Raw genomic sequence first — 19,967 nt, forward strand, 5'->3', positions numbered from 1 at the left:
TGCCGTGCATGGATGATTTAACCCTGCGCTATTACGAAGCAGAGATGCGCTACCTGCGAGAAGCCGGTAAAGAGTTTGCCCGTGCCCATCCGGATCGGGCAGCAATGCTTAATCTGGATAAACCCGGCGCACGCGATCCCTATGTGGAACGCCTGTTTGAAGGCTTTGCCTTCCTGATGGGCCGTTTGCGTGAAAAGCTGGATGATGACCTGCCTGAACTGACCGAAGGGCTGGTGAGTCTGCTGTGGCCACACTATATGCGGACCATCCCGTCGCTGGCCATCGTCGAGTTCTCCCCTGACTGGCGTAGTCTACGTCAGGCCGAAATGCTGGCTGAAGGCTTCTCCATTCTGTCTCGTCCTGTCGGGCCGCGTAAAACCGCCTGTCAGTACCGCACGACTCGCGATGTGCCGCTACAACCGCTGCACCTTGCAGATGCTCGCCTCCATACTGAAACCGATGGCCGCTCTGCTATCCGTCTGCGTTTCGAATGCCCTGAAAAAGTGGATTGGAGTAAAGCCGGGATCGACAAGGTCGCCATTTTTCTAAACGCAGAGAGTCCGGTTAGCTCTGCGCTGCATCTGGCAATGACCCGGCGTGTACATGCCATGTATGCGCGTCATGCCGGGACGCATACTGAACGTCATCAGTTTGATGGCTGGTGCAAACCCATGGGCTTTGACGACAATGACGGCCTGTGGAAGAAAGCAGAAACAGCCTTCAGTGGTTACCAGCTGCTGCTGGAGTATTTCAGCTTCCGTCCGAAATTCATGTTTGTTGAACTTCGCGGTCTCGACGCCATCGGGCTCACGGAGGCCAGCTCCTGGTTTGAAATCGACATTGTGCTCAGTGAAGCCTGGTCCTCCGACCTACCTTTTGAGACGGAAAACTTCCGGCTGCACTGTGCGCCGGTCATCAATCTTTTTACCCTGGAAGCCGATCCGCTGACCCTTAACCCGCTGGAAAACGAATACCTGCTCAGGCCGCTGCGTCTTCAGGATGGTCACACCGAGATTTACAGCGTCGATAACATCCATGGCGCGGTGAAGAATGGCAAACACCCCTATGTGCCTTTCACCAGCTTCCGGCACCGGGGCGGTATGATGCGCCACGATGCCCCTGAACGCTATTACCACACCCGCGTGAAACGCGGCCCTTCTGGCCTGTATGACACCTGGCTAATTCTCGGGGGGCGTTCTTTCGAGCTGGAGCAGCTGTCCGATAAACCAGAATCCCTCTCGATGCAAATAACCGGTACCAATGGCCAGCTTCCGCGTAAGGCGCTGGAAAGTACCCTGCTGGACAGGGTGGTCAAAACCGGGAAGGTGCCCGTCAGGGTACTGAACGTCACAGCACCGACGATGCCGCTGTATCCACCCGCAAATGACCGTTTTCACTGGCGGGTGATGAGCCACCTCGGCTCAAACTTCCTCAGCATGATGGACAATCCGGAGGTCCTGCGAGGGACACTGGCGCTGTACGACTGGACCGACGATGAAATGAACCGACGTCGGCTTGAAGCTATCGTCGCCGTGAAGCACACCCTGATCCGCCGTTTTGAGAAGGGCTTTATGCTCCGGGGCGTGGACATAGAGGTCACGCTGAACATGGATAATTTTGCAGGCGAGGGGGATGTGAATCTCTTCGGCGAAATGCTGCACCGGTTCTTCGCGCTCTATGCCGATATTCACCTCTTTAACCAGCTCACGCTGGTGCTGCAACCGACAGGGAAACGACTGAGATGGCGCGAGAATCACAGCCAGCACGTACCGGGCTGACGCTGACCCTTAACAAAGATATCTGGCGGGCCAATTTCTATCGTTTCTGCCAGCTGCTGGAACAGGAAAATCCGGACGCGCCGAAACTGGGCTCCACCAGCCACCCGGGCGATGATCCGGTTCGATTCAGGCCCTGGCCTGGTATGGGTTTCCCGGTCAGTACCCTGAAAGCGGTGGAGACCGACGAAGACAACCCGACATTGCCCCCAACGGTCCGTACGACATTTTTGGGGATGTATGGCGTGGACTCCCCTCTGCCAACGTCCTGGCTGGACGACATTGCGCAGCGCCGCGAAGGGCACGAGGCGGTCACCTCGTTTCTGGATATTTTCAGCCACCGCATCACCACCCAGTACTATCGGATCTGGCGAAAATACGCCTGGCCGGCGACCTTCGAGGCAGGTGGCCGTGATGCCACATCTCAGTGTCTGCTGGGGCTGGTGGGACTCGGTATACCAGGCACGGCGGAACAGGTGGCAACGCCGGTTTCCCGTTTTCTGGCCCTGCTGGGCACCATGCGATTACCCACCCGCAATGCAGAAGGCATCCGGGCACTGGTGAGCCTGCTCGCGCCGAATACCCGGGCCATTATCACCGAACCCGATCCGGTTAAGGTCCATATCGATAACCGCAGTGGGCTGGGGGCCAAAAACCGCATTCGTCTTTCGCAGCGGGCCACGCTGGGTAAAACGGCAAAGGAAGCATGCAGTCGGGTCCTGGTGACACTGGAGACAGAAGATCCGGTCGAGGCGGAAGGCTGGTTACCCGGTGGAGTCCTTCATACCGATTTGCTGGTCCTGCTGCGCGTCTATCTTGGCTACCGTAGCGACGCCCGGCTGCGCCTCACTGTACCCGTGCGGTTGTTGCCTGAGCCCCGCTTTGGGAAAGGCAGGCGTATTCAGCTGGGCAGAACCGGTTTGCTGGGGCTGAAAGCAGGAAAACTTAGCAACAACCGGGAGAGCCTGACTGTCAATCTGGGTTGCTATGAAGGGTTGCAATGTTCTGTTTTACCTCCTGCGCAAGACGGGCGCTACCGCTTCGACTAATCACGTATTCCCTGTCAATAAAGGAACTTTTGAATGGCAACAGTAACACGCTGGTGGGCGCTGACGCTTATTGCCTGTAGCCTGCTCGCAGGCTGCGGTCTGACGCAGACCGTCACGGACGGTACGGTCAGCATCACGAAATCCATCTTCTACAAGAAAATTAAAACGTTGCATCTGGATTTTACCCCGCGAACGGCCATCAACGCCGATGGCGCACAGACGCCGCTGGCGACGATGGTGAGAGTCTATCAGCTCAGGGATCGTAAGGCGGTTGATGCCGCAAATTACCAGACGCTGCTGCGCAAGGCCGATACGGTACTTAAGGACGACGTGCTGGCATCAAAAGAGCTGCTGGTGATGCCAAAAGGCAGCATTACGCTCAATGTTCCCATGGATGAAGAAACCCAGTTCGTGGCTGTGGTGGGATTATTTAACCGCCCGGATCAGAAGGACAACCGCTGGCGCCTGGTGCTGACCCGTGACGACCTCGACCCGGATAAACCCCGTACGATTGAACTGGGTGAGGGCTGGCTCAGCCTCGTGCCGGTGAAGGAGTGACGTGATGGATAACTGGTCAGCGCTTTTTGACGGACAGACCCGATATTTTCTGGATATCAATGACAGCTCAGTGAAGCCGGATGTCCTGCGCTTCTACGGCAGGGAAGCACTGAGCGAGCCGTTCAGATGGGACATCGAGTTCACCACGCCGCAGACGAACATTCCCCCGGAACAGGTCCTGATGAAGTATGCCTCTTTCCGGATGCGGAGCGGCAAAAGTGTTCACGGCATGGTGACCCGCCTGGAATGGCTGTCCACCTCGAAAGACCAGTCCCGCTACCGGCTCACGCTCAGCTCCCGCCTGGCGCTGCTGGGATATACCCGGCAGTGCGCCGTGTTTCAGAACCAGTCCGTCCCGGAGGTGGTGGAGCAGGTATTGCGCAAACACGGGCTGGAAGGTGCGGATTTTGAATTCAGGCTGGAGCGCACCTACCCGCCGCGTGAAATTATCACCCAGTGGCGGGAAACTGACCTGCAGTTCATTCAGCGTATATTGTCCGAGGTGGGGATTTACTGGCGCACGATGATGGACGACGTGCGCGGTCTGGATACGTACATTTTTGCCGACAGCCAGCTGAACTATCAGTTTGACGTGCAGTTGCCCTACAGCGAGCCCTCGGGTCTGTTCGACGGCGCGGCGGAATCGGTCTGGGACGTGCGGACCTGGCACAAGGTTGCCACCGGGACCGTCACCACGCGGGATTACAGCTACCGGACCGCCACCACGCCGATGGATGCCACGGTCAGCGTGCGCAGTGATGCGGTGACGACGGGCGAACACTACCGCTACAAAGAGCCGTACCGGGAAGCAGGCGACGACAGCGACCCGGAGCCGGAAACCGAGTCCGGCGCGTTTTATGCCCGGCTTCATCACGAGCGGGAACTGAACAAATCGGCCCGCATCCACCTGTTCAGCAACGCCTCACACCTCGCGCCCGGGCAGGTTCTGGAGCCGCAGGGCGACGTCATCACGGCCCTGAAAGAGGGTGTTGTTCTCACCCTGGTGACCTTCCGGGGAGCGCGTGATTCCCGCCTGCACGTGTCGGTCTGGGGCCAGCCCTACACCGAACGATACTGCTTCCGTCCTGTAGAAGTCCCGCGTCCTGTCATCCCGGGTACGCTTCCGGCCCGAATTGAGAGCCGGGAGAAGAACGACATATATGCCCATCTGGACGAGCAGGGGCGCTATCGGGTGAAGCCGGACTTCGACCGGGAGGGGACGGAACCCGGTTACGGCTACCTGTGGCTGCGGATGGCAAAGCCTTATGCCGGTGAAACGCTGGGCTGGCATACGCCGCTCATCGACGGCACCGAAGTGGCGATTGCGTACAGCAACGGCGATATTGACCTGCCGTACATCGCGTATGCGCTGCACGACTCTGAGCATCCTGACCCTGTGAACCGGGACAACCACACCTGCAACGTGCTGCGAACTCCCGCGAACAACAAGCTGCGGATGGAAGACAGGCGCGGTGAGGAGCACATCAAGCTCGCCACGGAATACGGCAGGACGCAGCTCAACAGCGGGCACCTGGTGGACAGCAAGGGGCAGCTTCGCGGTAAAGGCACAGAGCTGCGCACCGATGAACGGGGAACCCTGAGAGCCGGGAAGGGGCTGTTTGTCAGTGCGGATGCACAGGCGAAAGCGCAGGGTGATGCGCTGGACATGGATGCCGCGCTGAAGGAAATCGACAGGCTCAATCAGCAACTGCAGCAGCTGGAAATCGCCGCAGAGCAGGCGCAGGCGCTGAAAGCGGACGTGGACAGCCAGATAGCGATGTTTGAGCAGCGGCTGAAGCCGCTCAATGAGGCGCTGCTGATGTCCGCTCCGGAAGGAATGGCCCTGACCAGCGGGGAGCACCTGCAGATGACGGCCACGAAGAATGTCGCCATTAATGCGGGCGGGGATATCAGCACCGGAACAATGGGAAACATGACGGCGCTGGCAGGGGAAAAGCTGGGGCTGTTTGCGCGGGAGGGGCAGCTGAGCCTGAAGGCGTCGGAAGGACCGGTGGATGTGCAGGCGCAGAACGCCAGCCTGCGGTTGTTTGCTGAGAAGAAGCTGACGCTGAGCTCAGCGAGTGACATCTCGCTTGCCGGAAAAAAGCGTATCACGCTGATCGGTGGAGGCAGTTACCTGAAGCTTGAGGCCGGGAAGGTCGAATATGGCACGACTGCGTCGTATTTGCGCAAAGTGAAGCGGACTATGTTTGCTGGTGCAACCGATCTACCAATTGAGTCAATGAAACAGATGACAATGATCACTCAGTATTACGACAGAAAGTTAAATTTCTCTTCAAATGTCAATTATCGTGTTGAAACATCGGGTGGAGAGGAATTACTTTCTGGCTCCGGCACAGATGGATACATAGACAAAAGAGACAGTGAACATGAATATTGGATATTTGTAAGTTGAGCAATAACACCATGAAAAAAATAAATATTGAAATAGATGGAACCCCCTATCTGATTGTTACAAAGGATGGAAAGACTGAACTGGGTATAAAAGGAAACACTACTCCAGAAAATGACAGCACACCTCATGACATTAAAGTGCCAAACGTTTTAATTATCACCAGAAAAAACGGTGAGGTTCTATTTGTTTTACGAGGTGCCGAAGAGGATGAGTTTTCAATGTTAACGGCTCAAACCCTTTATGACAATTTTCAATATCAATGGTTTGAGCCGTTAGCAGATAACTATCGTGAATTGCTCTTTGTTAACGAAGCTGATTATGTTAATGAAGCATACAAAATATTTACATGGAATGATATCGCGGAATTCTCCGTTATCGACAGAGCGCCTTTATCCTTCCGTCCAGAAGGTGAGGGCGACTGGAAAAATAACAGTGCGGGTGGTGCAGGTTATCTCCTTGTATTGATAAATAAAATTCCATATTGGACTGATGCCGTTGGGCAAATACCTTTCGCAGTAGACACATATAGAATGGCAAAAAATATACCCTCAACAGTAGAAACAGGTATGGTATGGGGAACGGGTAAGCGTACTGATGTTGCAGATAGGACTAATACGTATGATAATTTCTTTGTGCTGCGAGGGGCTTTATATGCAAGTCAAAGATTTACATATAGCATTAAATCTGGTTATGGCACTTACCCTGCGGTGACGGTTGTTGAACAAGACAATGACACGCCGGCTGATACATTAGGTAATTCGATAACACCAGAAGAGTGTAATAAATATGCAACCTGGAATAAATAAAAGCATTAACTCACTTAATAGTAAACTACTGCTAGGTTTGTTAGCATGTATGATCTATAGAGTTATTACCATTTCGATTTCTTTAACTTACTCCCAATTTTTCAATCCGCACAAAATTAATATATCAACAAATCTTTATGGTTTTTATTTATATTTGATTCTTGTAATTTGCATATTCATATTCGCGGTTACTTCCAATAAAATAATCGGTTTTACTATAGCGGTAGGTTCAATTTTGTTCTTAGGAGGGGGGATCTATAAATCAGATTTTCCATATAGGGCAATGCTGTTTGTTTTTTCAGCTTTCTGGGCTTACTTATTTATTTTTATATCTAATAGCCAGCTGAAAGAGGTGCATTCAGAATCGCATATATCCAAAACGGCAAGGCATTTTAAATACACTCTACTAATTGTTTATCCAGTTTACATCTTCTTTGAGATGGAAGCATTCAGGAATGTTTCATTATTCATTGCTTGCGTCATATTCTTGATATTCTTCATATCTTGGCTGGATAGAAAATTACAATAAATTTATAGGAAATCATCTTTAGGTAGTGATTATTAAATACATTTCTCTCACCATGCAAGGAGTCAGGAATTAAAAAATGGATAGAAAATCCCCATCTTTATACGAAATTCTTACTGGCAACTTTGCAGGGGATCTTCCCCTTGAAGCTGTAACTGAAGAAGACCAGGTTATTTTATCCGTACTGGATAACATCCAGCGAATTTTAAACGCCCGGGCCGGTACCATATCCCATCTACCAGATTATGGTTTGCCGGATATGACCAAAATTCTGCAAGGCATGCCCGGAACAGCCCACGAGCTGATCGATACGCTGGCCGGTGTCCTGCTCAAGTATGAACCCCGCTTGCAGTCCCTCAATGTAACTTTACTCGAACAGCAAGTGCCTGGAGAGTTGCGCTACGCCATCGATGCGGAGCTGAGAGGTATCGGACTTGTACGGTATGGCACCGAGTTTCTGCCTGAAGGTAAAGTGCTGATCAGGCATTTGAAACAGCAGCAACATCTGGAAAACAAGCAATTTATCTAATCCACTCATACCCTCATTAGATACGGATTTCATTAATGTCCTACACAACTGAACGCCACCTTAAGACCGGGAGTGATCCCCGCACAATGCCCGATTATTCAGCATTGCGTGATGAGCTCGCTAAACTATCCCATCCTGCCCGCCCGGATGTGGACTGGGGGCATGTTGAAAAGCTGGCATTAAACCTATTCGATACCAATGGTGTCGAACTTCAAACGGCAGCGTGGTATACCCTGGCAAGAGCACAACTTGCAGGTATACAGGGCTTCAATGAAGGTATGGCGATTCTGGATGCCCTGATACGCTATCAATGGTCCGCAATGTGGCCCGCTTCTGCACATGCCAGAATAGAAATACTCAGTAGCCTGAGTAAGCGACTTCAGCAGCTATTCCGAACCCTATCACTCCAGAGGTCGGATTTACCGGAACTGAATCAGGGCATAAGGCTTTTGGGCTCCACGGGGGAGGCCTTGCAGCGGCTTGAGCTTCACAATGCAAGCGGAGTTGATACTCTCCGTCAAATGCTGCATAACGCCATCATCAGGCTGGAAAATAGCGATCCCCTCCCAGGCCAGATAGAGAATAATCTAACGGACGTAGTGCTGCCTGTAAGGGCGGAAAAGCAGAATAGTCAGCACTGGGTGTATGTAGTTAATTCTGAACCAACAGTTGAAATAGAAGTTAGCAAAAAGCCTGCCATCAGAATCACTCCACTAATGGCTTATTTCAGCGGCATTTTAACCGCTGGCGTTCTGAGCATAGCCGCCTTTAATTTCGTGCCGAAATTATTCAGTCACCCAGGTGAAGTTGCGTTGAACAACTCTCTCGCAGCTTTACCGGCCAGCATGCCTCTTCCGGTTGTCGATCAATTACGCCAGGATGCCCCGTCATGGCTTAAATCCAGCGATGCATACGCGGAAAAAGTTAATTCCAGACTGACCGAACTAAGCATGCTTCCACCATACTGGCCGTTACAATACGGAACTCAACTGGTTGAGCAAACCCGTCATCTTTACCCCAACACCAGGCTGGCAGAGAAATTGTCAGCAGACTGGCAGTCAAAACTGAAAGCCAACGCTTTGCCCGATGCCAGCATGACCGGTTGGTACAAGGGGGTATCTGAACTTCAAATGCTTCAGGACAGACTTAATCAACTCGACGAGAAGAAGGGTAAGTACCTGACTGTAAGTGAGCTTAAAACGGCCGTGTTCTCAATATCAAAATCTTTCAACGAAAACATGCCGGTTGAAGAGTTAATCAGGCAACTGCAAAATCCTCCTCAGAACCAACCGCTGTCCAGAGACCTGCTTAATCGGGCAGAGCTTCAGCTCAGGCAGCTGAACAATTCCTACATGATGGCCACATCAGGCAAACTGGAATAGGTTTTGTGTGCAAACGTACCGGTTAATGATGAAGTGCAGTTTCATATGGCTTCGTACACCTTACCGTATCCATTCCAGGTATCGAAGCTTGACCTCAATTAGCCAGTTCGCCAACATCCAATTTCACGTTAATCTCCGGCCATAAAATTTCCCCTAACAGTCGTGAAGAAAGTATTAACTGAGCTAACTACTAAGCGTCCTGATACTGAACTGGCTCATCTTGCCTGGTGCATCATCGTAGGGGTTAAGCTTGCACGGAACGAGGGGAAATCTCTCACGCCTCTTCACTGACATTATTTGTTTACGTGAGCGAGGAAAGCTGAAGGGGCACGCTGCACGGCTTTACAGCAAGGTGGAGTATAAAGTTCTGATGAGTTAGCCGATCAGAGCACACTGTTTCGGTTTACTTGTATGATCGACATTCTGCGCTCAATGGGCTGGAAGGATTATCTTCTATCGGATGCTGACTGGGAGAATAATTTGATGGCTGGAACTGAGGTATCGGCCATATATACTCAAAACGGAGAATATAAAAGAAAAAAGCCCGTACTTTCGTACGAGCTCTCATCTTGAATATGGCGGTGAGGGGGGGATTGACTCGCTTCGCTCGCCCTTCGGGCAGCCTGTTCACTGCGCTCTCAGTCTGTCCAACTGGCTGTCGCCAGTTGTCGAACCCCGGTCGGGGATTCTCATCCCCCCTTTTCGGAGAATATAAAAGAAAAAAGCCCGTACTTTCGTACGAGCTCTCATCTTGAATATGGCGGTGAGGGGGGGATTCGAACCCCCGATACGTTGCCGTATACACACTTTCCAGGCGTGCTCCTTCAGCCACTCGGACACCTCACCATATTGTCATCCCGTTGTTGCCGGGACGGGCGCTAATGTAAGGAAAAGCCGAACTGCCGTCAACTCACTTTTTCAGTAATTTAGCGCGTTTAGACAAACTTCAGGCAACATGATTCTTAAATGTGCATAAAGCGCCTCTTTTATCAGCAACGCGGTTTCCTGATAAATTTGTTATGCTGACAATCCACTTGAAAATGAAAGTAAAACAGCGCAATAAAAGGCAGGAATGACCATGGATATTCTCTTCTATCACCCTACATTTGATACCGCTTACTGGATTGACGCACTTTCGGCGGCGTTACCCGGCGTACGCGTTCGCGAGTGGAAGCGTGGCGATAATGAACATGCTGACTATGCGCTGGTCTGGCACCCTCCGGTAGAAATGCTCCAGGGGCGCAAGCTGAAGGCCGTTTTTGCTCTGGGAGCCGGCGTGGATTCCATTCTGAGCAAACTGAAGGCACACCCTGAAATGCTGCCGGAAGAAGTCCCACTGTTCCGCCTGGAAGATACCGGAATGGGCCAGCAGATGCAGGAATATGCCGTTAGCCAAGTGCTGCACTGGTTCCGCCGCTTCGATGATTATCAGGTGTTTAAACAGCAGGCCCACTGGGAACCGCTTCCGGAGTACCGCCGTGAAGACTTTACGATCGGTATCCTCGGTGCGGGAGTTCTGGGCTCAAAAGTGGCCGAAGCGCTCGCCCCGTGGGGCTTTCCGCTGCGCTGCTGGAGCCGCAGCCGCAAGAATTATCCGGGCGTAGAGAGCTTTGCCGGAACTGATGAGCTTTCTGCCTTTCTGAAAGGGACGCGCGTGCTTATTAACCTGCTGCCAAACACGGCGGAAACGGTAGGGATTATCAATGGAGCCCTGCTCAATCAGCTCGTCGATCAGAGCTACCTGATGAATCTGGCGCGCGGGGTGCATCTGGTCGAGCCCGATCTGCTGAAGGCGCTGGACAGCGGAAAGCTAAAAGGCGCCATGCTGGATGTCTATAGCCGTGAGCCGCTGCCCGCGGAAAGTCCACTGTGGGCGCATCCGCGCGTGGCAATGACCCCGCACGTGGCCGCCGTGACGCGTCCGGCAGAAGCGGTGGCGTATATATCCCATACCATCAGCGAAATGGAAAAGGGTAACCCGGTCACCGGACAGGTCGACAGACAGCGCGGCTACTGAGAGAAACCCGGCGTTCGCCGGGTTTTTGCTAATATTCGCCGCTGATAACTGCTATCCTTTGGGAAAACCGCAGAGGAGAGAGAGATGTATCCCGTTGACCTGCATATGCACACCGTCGCCAGCACCCACGCGTATAGCAACCTCCATGATTATATCGCCCAGGCGAAGCTTAAAGGCATCAAGCTGTTCGCGATCACCGATCATGGTCCGGACATGGCGGATGCGCCGCACTACTGGCATTTTGTGAATATGCGGATCTGGCCACGCCTGGTGGACGGCATTGGGATACTGCGCGGCATTGAGGCGAACATTAAAAATACCGACGGTGAGATCGACTGCACCGGCCCGATGCTGACGTCACTTGATCTTATTCTCGCCGGTTTCCATGAGCCGGTTTTCCCACCTCAGGATAAAGAAACCAATACCGCGGCGATGATTGCCACCATTGCCAGCGGCAATGTGCACATTATCAGCCATCCCGGCAACCCGAGGTACCCAATTGATATTCAGGCTGTCGCGAAGGCGGCAGCGAAACACCGCGTGGCGCTGGAGATTAATAACTCCTCCTTTGTTCACTCGCGTAAGGGCAGTGAAGCCAACTGTCGCGCCGTGGCGGCCGCCGTGCGTGATGCGGGTGGCATGGTGGCGCTGGGCTCAGACTCTCATACCGCGTTTACGCTGGGTGATTTCAACGAGTGCCTGAAGGTGCTGAATGATGTTAACTTCCCGGAAGCGCAAATCCTGAACGTGACCCCACGCCGCATGCTCGATTTCCTCGAGTCGCGCGGAATGGAACCGATTGCCGAATTTGCCGATCTTTAATTGAGTAATGGAATTATAAAAATGAACGAGTTTTCCATCCTTTGCCGCGTGCTGGGTACGCTCTACTATCGCCAGCCGCAAGACCCGCTGTTGGTTCCGCTCTTTACGTTAATCCGTGAAGGTAAACTGGCGCAGAACTGGCCGCTGGAACAGGATGATTTACTGGAACGTCTGCAAAAAAGCTGCGACATGCAGCAGATTGCGACGGACTATAATGCGCTGTTTGTCGGGGATGAATGCCGCGTTTCGCCATACCGCTCAGCCTGGCAGGACGGGGCAACGGAAGCGGAAGTTCGTGCTTTCCTCTCTACGCGCGGTATGCCGCTGAGCGATACGCCAGCCGATCATATCGGTACGCTGCTGCTGGCGGCGTCCTGGATCGAAGACAATGCCGGTGATGATGAGAACGAAGCCATCGAAACCCTGTTCGAAACGTACCTGCTGCCGTGGATCGGGACATTCCTGGGTAAAGTTGAAGCGCATGCCGCCTCGCCATTCTGGAGAACGCTGGCGCCGCTGACCCGCGACGCTATCGCGGCAATGTGGGATGAGCTGGAAGAAGAGAATGAAGAGTGATTTAGATCACATAAACTCTGCAACTCAACATTCAAACTTGCACGTAATGTGCTGCTGATCTCATTTCTATGGTGCGCTTCTGCTAAGATGCGCGCCATGAACATATTACTTTGTATCGCAATAACGACAGGTATTCTCTCCGGGCTCTGGGGATGGGTAGCCGTGTCTCTCGGATTGCTCAGCTGGGCCGGGTTCCTCGGCTGTACCGCCTATTTCGCCTGTCCGCAGGGGGGAGTCAAAGGGCTCTTTATCTCAGGCTGCACGCTGATGAGCGGTGTTATCTGGGCGCTGGTGATCATGAAAGGCAGCGCGCTGGCGCCGCATCTGGAAATCCTGGGATACGTCATGACGGGTGTCGTCGCCTTTTTAATGTGCATCCAGGCTAAGCATCTGCTGCTTTCATTTGTACCGGGAACCTTTATGGGGGCGTGCGCGACCTTTGCAGGGCAGGGTGACTGGAAGCTGGTTGTTCCTTCCCTGGCCCTGGGGTTGCTGTTTGGCTATGCCATGAAAAACAGCGGTCTTTGGCTGGCGTCGCGGCGGGAAAAAGCGCAAAACATCACGGCGGTGAGCGAATAAAAAAAGGCGAGATAATCATCTCGCCTTTTTTATGCGCTTCCTGTCAGGATTCCGGAGGTACTGACATATCGCGGTATTTCACCAGTATCGGGTTCTGGACGTCTGCTTTGTTTTGCAGATCCCACAGCCCGCGATCAATACCGTCGTTGATTAAGAATATCACGCCGGTTTCAATGGCTGACATCAGGCACATCATGACCGGTTCGTTAGAGGTGTAGCCAATTTCACCCTCCAGCAAACGCTGGTAATCGATGAAGCGGAATACCCCAGCCTGAACTTCATAGGACAGTATGGTTTTACTGGTGTTCACCGAAGAGAGCACTTCGCCAGTACTGACGTTGACAACCCGCAGGTTGACGGCGATTTGGTCGAGCTGGTACTGGGTATCCGCACCGATACCGAAGTAACGTGCCCCCACACCACCCGATTTAACGTTACTTTCATAGCCAATAATCGATCCTTCAATCATCACGTTCGCTGCCGCCAGAGATTGCAGAGGCATGCGGTTATTGTCTGCGACGGTTCCATTTTCCTGCGCGGCACGGATGATTTTGCGTTCATTCAACAGGTTCTGCAGCCCCTGACGTTCCAGGGGAATAAACCAGTGAGAATCCTTGAGCGCGGTAACCAGCATGGCGGTGGCGCTTTGCGGCACGGCCGTGGAGAAGTTACTTGCCGGGTAAGGCTTGAATTGCCCGGTTTCATCCTGAATGTTGTATACGGAGACAAATATTTTCCCCGTTGGAGCTGGTAAATGCGTTAAATCGCGATAACTCTGGGCCCGAGGCATTAATGTAGGTTTTGCAGCTTCTTTAGGTGGAGCAGTTAAACAACCGCTCAATAAGCACACTGCAACAAATATCAGGAAGCGCTGCATGATCGTTGTCCTTATTTAGCTATTGTTTAAAAGTCAGTTGAATTACTTTGTAGACCGGAAACCTGAATGGTAGAGATTCTTCCGGTTTTACGATCGGTCACGTTCAACTGAAGCTGTCCATCTGTATTGGCGATATCAACGATAAAATCGTTGGTCACCATCCTGCCTGGCTTACCGGTATTTATATTGGTCAATAACCCGCCTAAAATCTGCGACTGGATAGCTTGAGTGAAGTTGTCCAGTGCGGACGGTGTATCAATGCTAAAATCCTTTAAGCTAGGATCCTTATAGGAGTTTTGCGCCTGAGCTTCGTTCAGCAGAAACGCGCCGTTGTTAGGGTTACCGCCAAAGTTAGGGTTACGGAACTGAAACGTCATGTTTCCGGCCCAGCTTATAGGTGTTATCAGCATTATCGAAACAACTGCATATGCAATACGCATGACAGCCTCCGCATATCGGTTCGCTAGAACTCGTCTTTTGCTAAATCGCTGGTGCTTAATAGGGCTTTATCTATTTGCAGGCGATTAATAGCGTCTTCTGATTGTGCCAGTGCCAAGGCTACGTTTTTATCGAAGTCTAGTTTTGTGGGGAATAAAAACGTTTGATAAATAACGTACTGATTAGCCGTTATTGTTATCCAACTTCCCCATCGTGCACTGGGCCGCTCGTTGATTGTTATATTTCCGGTGTAGGTACTGTCCCATTTGTCACTGAAGGCGCGGTAAAAACTGTGCCCGACCGATGAGACAGTGTGGTCTGTTAACAATCCGGGAACTTCGACCTCGACGGCCTTCAGATTCCCGGCAGCGAGCAGGAAACTCGCTGCGGCGATCCAACTCAACGTGCGCTTCATGTGATTAACGCCTGAGGTTATCGTTTGCCCACGAAACAGCCTGAGTTCGGTTTTTCACAGCTATCTTCTTGAAAAGATTATAAAGGTGCGTCTTTACCGTATTTTCGCTGATAAATAACGAACGGGCGATTTCAATATTTGAAGCACCAATGCGTAACTTGTTCAGGATCTCTTTCTCACGGTGCGTGAGCAGTGCTGACTCTGAGCTGTTATAGCGATAATTTCCGGAGTGCGTGATGAGATAGCTGGCAAGTTTTTGCGAAAAATAACACTCTCCGCGCAATATACCTTGCAGCCCCTTTACCACCCGGTCCTCTTCTTCAGTGACGTAGAACACGCCATTGATATGCGGCCAGCTTTCAATATCTCTGAAAGGGTACTCATCAGGTGTATTCAATAATAACACGCGGATATTATTGTTTTTCCTGCTTAAAATATCTTGCCAGTAATGGATAAGCTTTTTATCAGCTTCCATCATATCGAGCAGAATGATGCTGCCAGGTACAATATCATCAAAAGAACGTTGAATATTATGCAATTTCCCGTTCAGTGATAAAGATTGCTTTAAATGTTGTAATAACGCTGTCGCTTGCAAAGAAGGTTTTGTGATCAACAGTAATGTATGACCATGTAAACTATGGACTTCATTATACATGATGAAACCCCACTTTTTTAGGCACCTGGCAGCTGTCCTCCTTTAAAAGAGGACACCAGAAGTACTGACAGATGTTGCACTGCTGTGTGTAGAATCAGACCATAACCTCCACAGGGAGGTAAATATAAAACCAATTTCGTACATCTAATTTCAATCTAGCTTTTACGAAGTTTAAAGCAAGTGTTAAACGTGTAACAAAACGTAAAAATCAATATTAATTTGTTAAATCACCTTTTGGTTAATCGCGATAATTGATGAGAAAGTTGTACACATAAATAGAGGTGCACAGATTTTAAAAATCATACAAATATTTTTATGTGTTTGATTTTTATAATTATTTGTTATTTTTATTTCGTTGTAATTAAGTATGAGTTACGGCTTATTTCTAAGTCCTAGAATGAGTTGCTGTCTGGCTTAAGAAAACAGGCTCCATGTCACGTGATGAGAGAAATGATCTCCAGCCGTTACGTTTAAGGAGCGCAGGATGGAGCGTGGACAGCCTTCGCCTCGATGTACAACCCTTCCGCAAAACACCTGTAATAAAAATATAAGCTGGCCTGATTAAAGTGATTTTTGATGTAAATTACGACTTTGTGGTGAGCCGATAAATAAAAATAAGCCGCGCGGGTGAGATATTTAAAATGTTTCAGCGGACATACTCTTCACCGTAACGACGCGTTAACACATTACGAGTCGTTTTAACAAGTAAAATCCTTATAGGGTTATGGCGTGATTAAATAGCCAGGTCCAGGGTGACAACATGAAAAACGCATCGTTAGTTATGATGTTTACATTACTGGGTGCGCCTGGATTTGTAACCGCAGCGAATTCAGATTTGGCAAATTCTGAATATAACTTTGCGGTTAACGAATTAAGTCTTTCATCACTAAATCAGGCAGCCATTATTGGTCAACGGGGCGTTTTCAATAACGCTGAGGTTAGCCAGGACGGTTCAAGACTCTTATCCATTGTATCCCAGGATGGGGCAGGTAACAGAGCGAGAGTTGATCAATCAGGGGGTTACAATATAGCCTGGATCGATCAGAGCGGTAACGCGAATGATGCAGGTATTACGCAAGATGGATACGGTAATAGCGCGAAAATTATCCAGAAAGGGTCGGGTAATAGAGCAAATATTACGCAGTACGGTACGCAGAAAACCGCAGTTGTAGTGCAGAAACAGTCGCAAATGGCGATTAACGTTATTCAACATTAGCGCATTTGCGACGACTTTAATCAATCCGATGGGGGTTTACCATGAAATTTCTCAAAGTGGCAGCGCTTGCAGCAATCGTAGTTTCTGGTAGTGCTATGGCGGGTTCTATTAATCAGGGCGGCTGGGGTCATGGACATGGACACGGCGGATATGGCGGCCCAAATTCAACCCTGAATATTTATCAGAACGGTGGCGGTAACTCCGCTCTGGCTCTGCAGACAAACGCCAGAAATTCCGTCCTAAATATTAGCCAGACGGGTGGTGGTAACGGTGCAGACGTTGGCCAGGGATCTGATGACAGTAGCATCAACCTGACCCAGAACGGTTTTGGTAACAGTGCAACTCTTGATCAGTGGAACAGTAAAGATTCCAAAATGAATGTTAGCCAGTATGGCGGTCTTAACGGTGCACTGGTAGATCAGACTGCGTCTAACTCGACTGTTAACGTTACCCAGATCGGCTTTGGTAACCACGCTACAGCTCATCAGTACTGATACTGAAATCTGTGCTACAAAAAAACAGGGCTGATGCCCTGTTTTTTTTCGGGAGTTCATCATGAATACCTTAATTTTACTCGCCGCGCTTTCCAGCCAGATAACCTTCAAAACGTCACAGCAGGAAAATATGACCACTATTATTCCTCAGGTCACTCTGGCGCAATCGTGTGATTGTCAGGTTCAGATTGTTTCTTTACGAGAAGGGCAGGGGGGACAAAGTTCTTCCCGGCAGCAAAACACACTATTTATACCCGCTAATCAGACGATTGATTTAATGCGCCTGAGTTTAAATATAAGCGCGGGAGACACGGTAAAAATCGTTGTCACCGTTTCAGACGGTAAATCGCTACATTTATCACAACAGTGGTCGCCAGCGGAACGTTCGCTATAAAAGTTCGTTAAATCAATATGTTGTGGATGTGGCGGGTCTGTGCCGTTGAGCTATGCTGATATCAGGGACCAGGTCGTTATGTTCCGTAACGTGAAACTTCATTTGCCATAATAAATGAAGCGCGTTTACCCCTCATGGATGATTTTCGTTGAGGAGTACTTATAATGAACAACTATTTTTCTCGACTCGTGTCAGGTCTGGGTCTTGTCGTTTCTGCTTTGAGTATCCCGGCTTATTCGGCCACAGTTGTTGACGGTGGTGTTATTCATTTTCGCGGTGCCATTGTCGCCACCCCCTGTGAAGTCGCTCCCCGGAAGCAAAAGATTGCAATGTCATGTCCAAATAATAACCGTATGCAAACACGTATGATCAGCTATGAAGAGGCGCTTAACGGGAAAGTGAGCGACTCAAATTTGGCAATGCTCAATATGAAATACCTTAATCCTGAAAAAACGCTCGCGGTTGTCGAAATCCAGTATCGCTAATGCGCGCTCGCGCGCCCTGCGGTGGAAAAGGATTTTTTCTGATAGTTTTTTCTCCCGGTCTCCTCTGCGATACACTTAAGAAAAAGGCGGGTTGCAGAGGGGCTTTATGAAACCGCAAATTGAAATTATCCATGGCGATATTACGACAATGCACGTCGACGTCATCGTCAATGCGGCCAATCCATCCCTGATGGGGGGCGGCGGCGTGGACGGGGCTATCCACCGGGCTGCCGGACCGCAGCTGCTGGAAGCCTGTAAAACCGTGCGGCAACAGCAGGGCGAATGTCCTCCCGGTCACGCGGTGATTACGCTGGCGGGCAATCTGCCTGCGAGAGCGGTAATTCACGCCGTAGGGCCGGTCTGGCATGGCGGTGACCAGCACGAGGCGAGTATTCTGGAAGAGGCTTACCGGAACTGTCTGCGACTGGCCGCTGACAACGGTTATAAAACGATGGCGTTTCCGGCCATAAGCACCGGCGTGTATGGTTACCCTAAGGCCTCTGCCGCAACGATCGCCGTTGAAACTGTTTATCGCTATCTGTCGTTAAAACCTTTGCCAGAGAAGGTGATTTTTGTCTGTTTCGACGACGACACCACTCATCTTTATCAGCGGCTTCTGACTCAGCGCAGACAAGAGCTGGAGAGTTGAAGCAAATGCGGCGCATCGGGGCGCCGCGTGGTTTATGAGGCTTTTGCCTGCGGTTTTCCTGAAAAGAGGAAGCGCAGGAGCGGGATCCGCAGATGGATTTCGTAGAGTACGATCGCCACCCCTACAACAAACACCAGCCCGGTAAAGAAGCCCAGCGTGTTGGAGGCAATGTGCGGTGTGATGTAAGCCCCGAAGAAAAGCGTCAACGGGTGATGCACCAGATAGATAAACAGTGACGCATTAACGAAGTAAGTTACGCGGCTGGACTTAAAGTTCAGCAAGCGGTGGCCCAGTGCGAATACCACGTTCACCATCCACAGGCCCAGCAGCATAGTGATCACGCTTTCCGTTTCATACATCCAGGCGTCGCCGCTGCCGTAGCGCTGATTCAGCAGATAGGCCGCGAATGCGAGGCTTGCCCCCAGCGCGCACCACGGTGACGGGGTGACAAACAGCGATTTAAGCTTCGGATGAATAAAGGCCAGCGCGCCGATTAAAAAGAACGGAATGTAGAACAGTGACTGCATCACCACAAAATTAAATAATCCGTCGCTCAAAATCGGTGGGTAGACGATTAGCAGCGTCCGTCGCACGGCGGCATAGGCAATTCCCAACAGCAAGAAGAGCGCTGACAGTTTACCCATCGTAACGTTGGCGAAAAAGGTGTCGGCTCTTGTACTCAGATGTTGGCGAAGACGGCTGAAAATCAACAGACTCACCGTTGTGAGCACCACCAGGACCAGCAGGAACCACAGGTGAGACACCAGCTCCCAGACCAGCGTATTATACTTTTCGTACAGCGACAGATTCGGCCAGTTCTCCGCTTTGCCTTTGACGTATTGCAACATAATGAACTGAGGCAGCGTCAGCAGTGGAATTGCGGTCAGCAAGGGGATCCCCACGCGCTCTACGCGCACTTTCCACCAGCGCTTGAGCGGATATCGCAGAAACAGCATGTAAGAGAAATAGCCGGATATGACGAAAAACACCTGCATACGGAAGGCGTGAATAAAGTCATTAAACAGCGTCAGCCACCAGGAGGGCATCTGGCTATTCACATGCCATGTGTGGCTGGAGTAAATCAGTGAAATGTGAAAGGGGATCCCCAATAGCATCAGCCAGGCCCGGATCGAGTCGAGGAAATATTCACGTTCTGTTGGTGTTGTGCTCATATAACGTTGTGCATTCTCAGACTTTTCGTCTTATCCCTAAGACTCATAATGGTTACATTCGAAGCCAACCCTACACCAAGACCGACACCCTGTCTCCAGGATAAGCACGCAAAGTGAATAGCGGGTTCTTTCATTTG

At 50.9% G+C, this 19,967-nt stretch carries 21 protein-coding genes, 1 tRNA gene and 1 other RNA gene; 16 read left to right on the forward strand and 7 right to left on the reverse strand.

Going from position 1 to position 19,967, the window contains the following annotated elements; translation table 11 throughout:
• Window positions 1–8: 8 nt before the first annotated feature.
• The 7 genes from tssF (at window position 9) to KGP24_RS08700 (ending at window position 9,041) form a co-directional block, all read left to right on the forward strand.
• Window positions 9–1,778, forward strand: a complete 1,770-nt coding sequence (gene tssF / locus KGP24_RS08670) for a type VI secretion system baseplate subunit TssF (protein ID WP_223563034.1) — start codon at window positions 9–11, stop codon at window positions 1,776–1,778.
• A complete protein-coding gene (gene tssG, locus KGP24_RS08675; RefSeq protein WP_223563035.1) occupies window positions 1,742–2,824 on the forward strand; it encodes a type VI secretion system baseplate subunit TssG in 1,083 nt (360 codons plus the stop codon). The genes tssF and tssG overlap by 37 nt, the downstream gene beginning before the upstream one ends.
• A gap of 33 nt (window positions 2,825–2,857) precedes the next feature.
• Complete coding sequence (tssJ, locus tag KGP24_RS08680; RefSeq protein ID WP_223563036.1) at window positions 2,858–3,382, forward strand: type VI secretion system lipoprotein TssJ; 525 nt, start codon at window positions 2,858–2,860, stop codon at window positions 3,380–3,382.
• Window positions 3,383–3,386: 4 nt separating this feature from the next.
• Complete coding sequence (gene vgrG / locus KGP24_RS08685) at window positions 3,387–5,798, forward strand: type VI secretion system Vgr family protein (protein WP_223563037.1); 2,412 nt, start codon at window positions 3,387–3,389, stop codon at window positions 5,796–5,798.
• Window positions 5,799–5,809: 11 nt separating this feature from the next.
• Window positions 5,810–6,604, forward strand: coding sequence for a hypothetical protein (locus KGP24_RS08690; RefSeq protein ID WP_223563038.1), 795 nt, complete (start codon window positions 5,810–5,812; stop codon window positions 6,602–6,604).
• A 605-nt stretch (window positions 6,605–7,209) separates the two neighbouring features.
• On the forward strand, window positions 7,210–7,659 hold the full coding sequence (gene tssE / locus KGP24_RS08695; RefSeq protein ID WP_223563039.1) for a type VI secretion system baseplate subunit TssE: 450 nt from the start codon (window positions 7,210–7,212) through the stop codon (window positions 7,657–7,659).
• Between the two features lie 35 nt (window positions 7,660–7,694).
• The gene (locus tag KGP24_RS08700; protein WP_223563040.1) at window positions 7,695–9,041 is read left to right on the forward strand and encodes a VasL domain-containing protein; all 1,347 of its coding nucleotides are present in this window, start codon (window positions 7,695–7,697) and stop codon (window positions 9,039–9,041) included.
• A 576-nt stretch (window positions 9,042–9,617) separates the two neighbouring features.
• On the opposite strand, the gene KGP24_RS08705 is transcribed toward KGP24_RS08700, so the two are convergent.
• Together KGP24_RS08705 and KGP24_RS08710 are read right to left on the reverse strand one after the other, a co-directional pair.
• Window positions 9,618–9,755: non-coding RNA, RtT sRNA (locus tag KGP24_RS08705), on the reverse strand.
• A gap of 44 nt (window positions 9,756–9,799) precedes the next feature.
• Window positions 9,800–9,887 (reverse strand) — tRNA-Ser (locus KGP24_RS08710).
• Between the two features lie 232 nt (window positions 9,888–10,119).
• On the opposite strand from KGP24_RS08710, the gene ghrA reads away from it, so the two are divergent.
• The 4 genes from ghrA (at window position 10,120) to KGP24_RS08730 (ending at window position 13,035) form a co-directional block, all read left to right on the forward strand.
• Window positions 10,120–11,058 (forward strand): glyoxylate/hydroxypyruvate reductase GhrA, encoded by a 939-nt coding sequence (gene ghrA / locus KGP24_RS08715; RefSeq protein WP_223563041.1) that lies wholly within the window; start codon window positions 10,120–10,122, stop codon window positions 11,056–11,058.
• Between the two features lie 84 nt (window positions 11,059–11,142).
• Window positions 11,143–11,880, forward strand: a complete 738-nt coding sequence (locus tag KGP24_RS08720; protein ID WP_223563042.1) for a phosphatase — start codon at window positions 11,143–11,145, stop codon at window positions 11,878–11,880.
• A 21-nt stretch (window positions 11,881–11,901) separates the two neighbouring features.
• Window positions 11,902–12,456 (forward strand): molecular chaperone, encoded by a 555-nt coding sequence (locus KGP24_RS08725; protein ID WP_223563043.1) that lies wholly within the window; start codon window positions 11,902–11,904, stop codon window positions 12,454–12,456.
• 96 nt (window positions 12,457–12,552) lie between these two features.
• Window positions 12,553–13,035 carry a DUF1097 domain-containing protein gene (locus KGP24_RS08730; protein WP_073961616.1) on the forward strand — a complete coding sequence of 161 codons (483 nt, stop codon included), beginning with the start codon at window positions 12,553–12,555 and terminating at the stop codon, window positions 13,033–13,035.
• A gap of 43 nt (window positions 13,036–13,078) precedes the next feature.
• Here KGP24_RS08730 and csgG read toward each other — a convergent pair whose 3' ends face one another.
• Genes csgG through csgD form a run of 4 tightly spaced genes read right to left on the reverse strand, consistent with a single transcriptional unit; the run spans window position 13,079 to window position 15,420 of the window.
• Window positions 13,079–13,912 carry a curli production assembly/transport protein CsgG gene (gene csgG, locus KGP24_RS08735; protein ID WP_223563044.1) on the reverse strand — a complete coding sequence of 278 codons (834 nt, stop codon included), beginning with the start codon at window positions 13,910–13,912 and terminating at the stop codon, window positions 13,079–13,081.
• Window positions 13,913–13,938: 26 nt separating this feature from the next.
• A complete protein-coding gene (gene csgF / locus KGP24_RS08740; protein WP_023311106.1) occupies window positions 13,939–14,352 on the reverse strand; it encodes a curli production assembly/transport protein CsgF in 414 nt (137 codons plus the stop codon).
• A 23-nt stretch (window positions 14,353–14,375) separates the two neighbouring features.
• Window positions 14,376–14,765, reverse strand: a complete 390-nt coding sequence (gene csgE / locus KGP24_RS08745; RefSeq protein WP_223563045.1) for a curli production assembly/transport protein CsgE — start codon at window positions 14,763–14,765, stop codon at window positions 14,376–14,378.
• A 4-nt stretch (window positions 14,766–14,769) separates the two neighbouring features.
• The gene (gene csgD, locus KGP24_RS08750) at window positions 14,770–15,420 is read right to left on the reverse strand and encodes a biofilm master transcriptional regulator CsgD (protein WP_223563046.1); all 651 of its coding nucleotides are present in this window, start codon (window positions 15,418–15,420) and stop codon (window positions 14,770–14,772) included.
• Window positions 15,421–16,180: 760 nt separating this feature from the next.
• Between csgD and csgB the strand changes: the two genes are divergently transcribed.
• The 5 genes from csgB to ymdB all read left to right on the forward strand — a co-directional run bounded on the left by csgB (window position 16,181) and on the right by ymdB (window position 18,658).
• Window positions 16,181–16,636 carry a curli minor subunit CsgB gene (gene csgB, locus KGP24_RS08755; protein ID WP_223563047.1) on the forward strand — a complete coding sequence of 152 codons (456 nt, stop codon included), beginning with the start codon at window positions 16,181–16,183 and terminating at the stop codon, window positions 16,634–16,636.
• Between the two features lie 41 nt (window positions 16,637–16,677).
• Window positions 16,678–17,130 (forward strand): curli major subunit CsgA, encoded by a 453-nt coding sequence (gene csgA / locus KGP24_RS08760; RefSeq protein WP_223563048.1) that lies wholly within the window; start codon window positions 16,678–16,680, stop codon window positions 17,128–17,130.
• A 61-nt stretch (window positions 17,131–17,191) separates the two neighbouring features.
• On the forward strand, window positions 17,192–17,524 hold the full coding sequence (gene csgC, locus KGP24_RS08765; RefSeq protein WP_032658052.1) for a curli assembly chaperone CsgC: 333 nt from the start codon (window positions 17,192–17,194) through the stop codon (window positions 17,522–17,524).
• Window positions 17,525–17,688: 164 nt separating this feature from the next.
• Entirely contained in the window at window positions 17,689–18,009 is a 321-nt protein-coding gene (locus KGP24_RS08770) for a type 1 fimbrial protein (RefSeq protein WP_223563049.1), read from the forward strand.
• Between the two features lie 106 nt (window positions 18,010–18,115).
• Window positions 18,116–18,658 (forward strand): O-acetyl-ADP-ribose deacetylase, encoded by a 543-nt coding sequence (ymdB, locus tag KGP24_RS08775; RefSeq protein WP_223563050.1) that lies wholly within the window; start codon window positions 18,116–18,118, stop codon window positions 18,656–18,658.
• A 32-nt stretch (window positions 18,659–18,690) separates the two neighbouring features.
• On the opposite strand, the gene mdoC is transcribed toward ymdB, so the two are convergent.
• Complete coding sequence (gene mdoC, locus KGP24_RS08780) at window positions 18,691–19,830, reverse strand: glucans biosynthesis protein MdoC (RefSeq protein WP_223563051.1); 1,140 nt, start codon at window positions 19,828–19,830, stop codon at window positions 18,691–18,693.
• Between the last annotated feature and the right edge of the window lie 137 nt (window positions 19,831–19,967).

Origin of the sequence: Enterobacter sp. JBIWA008, from assembly GCF_019968765.1 — a bacterium.
Classification (GTDB): domain Bacteria; phylum Pseudomonadota; class Gammaproteobacteria; order Enterobacterales; family Enterobacteriaceae; genus Enterobacter.

Coding starts and splice junctions, on each gene's coding strand:
- vgrG (WP_223563037.1), top strand. CDS start 3,387: ATGGATAACTGGTCAGCGCTTTTTGACGGACAGACCCGATATTTTCTG.
- tssE (WP_223563039.1), top strand. CDS start 7,210: ATGGATAGAAAATCCCCATCTTTATACGAAATTCTTACTGGCAACTTT.
- csgE (WP_223563045.1), bottom strand. CDS start 14,765: ATGAAGCGCACGTTGAGTTGGATCGCCGCAGCGAGTTTCCTGCTCGCT.
- csgC (WP_032658052.1), top strand. CDS start 17,192: ATGAATACCTTAATTTTACTCGCCGCGCTTTCCAGCCAGATAACCTTC.
- ymdB (WP_223563050.1), top strand. CDS start 18,116: ATGAAACCGCAAATTGAAATTATCCATGGCGATATTACGACAATGCAC.
- KGP24_RS08720 (WP_223563042.1), top strand. CDS start 11,143: ATGTATCCCGTTGACCTGCATATGCACACCGTCGCCAGCACCCACGCG.
- mdoC (WP_223563051.1), bottom strand. CDS start 19,830: ATGAGCACAACACCAACAGAACGTGAATATTTCCTCGACTCGATCCGG.
- KGP24_RS08730 (WP_073961616.1), top strand. CDS start 12,553: ATGAACATATTACTTTGTATCGCAATAACGACAGGTATTCTCTCCGGG.
- csgB (WP_223563047.1), top strand. CDS start 16,181: ATGAAAAACGCATCGTTAGTTATGATGTTTACATTACTGGGTGCGCCT.
- ghrA (WP_223563041.1), top strand. CDS start 10,120: ATGGATATTCTCTTCTATCACCCTACATTTGATACCGCTTACTGGATT.
- csgD (WP_223563046.1), bottom strand. CDS start 15,420: ATGTATAATGAAGTCCATAGTTTACATGGTCATACATTACTGTTGATC.
- tssJ (WP_223563036.1), top strand. CDS start 2,858: ATGGCAACAGTAACACGCTGGTGGGCGCTGACGCTTATTGCCTGTAGC.
- csgG (WP_223563044.1), bottom strand. CDS start 13,912: ATGCAGCGCTTCCTGATATTTGTTGCAGTGTGCTTATTGAGCGGTTGT.
- csgA (WP_223563048.1), top strand. CDS start 16,678: ATGAAATTTCTCAAAGTGGCAGCGCTTGCAGCAATCGTAGTTTCTGGT.
- tssG (WP_223563035.1), top strand. CDS start 1,742: ATGGCGCGAGAATCACAGCCAGCACGTACCGGGCTGACGCTGACCCTT.
- KGP24_RS08700 (WP_223563040.1), top strand. CDS start 7,695: ATGTCCTACACAACTGAACGCCACCTTAAGACCGGGAGTGATCCCCGC.
- csgF (WP_023311106.1), bottom strand. CDS start 14,352: ATGCGTATTGCATATGCAGTTGTTTCGATAATGCTGATAACACCTATA.
- tssF (WP_223563034.1), top strand. CDS start 9: ATGGATGATTTAACCCTGCGCTATTACGAAGCAGAGATGCGCTACCTG.
- KGP24_RS08770 (WP_223563049.1), top strand. CDS start 17,689: ATGAACAACTATTTTTCTCGACTCGTGTCAGGTCTGGGTCTTGTCGTT.
- KGP24_RS08725 (WP_223563043.1), top strand. CDS start 11,902: ATGAACGAGTTTTCCATCCTTTGCCGCGTGCTGGGTACGCTCTACTAT.
- KGP24_RS08690 (WP_223563038.1), top strand. CDS start 5,810: ATGAAAAAAATAAATATTGAAATAGATGGAACCCCCTATCTGATTGTT.